Source organism: Agrobacterium sp. 10T429 (genome assembly GCF_056393925.1).
Window position 1 is genome coordinate 1 of the sequence record NZ_JBFTGV010000077.1, and the last position, 396, is coordinate 396.

The window sequence follows — 396 nt, forward strand, 5'->3', positions numbered from 1 at the left end:
CCGCTCTGCCCGCACTGGCAGCCGCCCCGCTCGGCCGGCCCGCGCCGTGTAATAACTGCGCGCAACCGTCGCCACATTGCAATTTCTGGCGTCCCCGCCCACGGACGATAACAAGGACCCCACCCCATGGAAGACTTCCGCGACCATCAGCCTCTCAAGCTATCGCGGCGCGAACTGCTCAAGGCGAGCGCGGTCACGGTGACCGCCGCCGCCGTGCCGGGCGCCGCCACCGGCCAGCCCGCCGCCGCGCCCTCCCCCGCCACCACGCGCCCGCCCATCTCCCACAAGGTGTCGCTGATCGTCAACGGCCAGCGGCGCGACCTCGACCTCGACACCCGCACCACGCTGCTGGACGCCCTGCGCGAACACCTGCACCTGACCGGCACCAAGAAAGGC

The 396-nt window shown here is 71.5% G+C and carries 1 protein-coding gene; it reads left to right on the plus strand.

Features of this window, described 5'->3' with window-relative positions; genetic code table 11:
- Window positions 1-126: 126 nt before the first annotated feature.
- Window positions 127-396 (plus strand): CoxS/CutS family dehydrogenase iron-sulfur subunit (locus tag AC1DCP_RS26605; protein WP_476774900.1); only part of this gene is annotated, 270 nt, incomplete at its 3' end.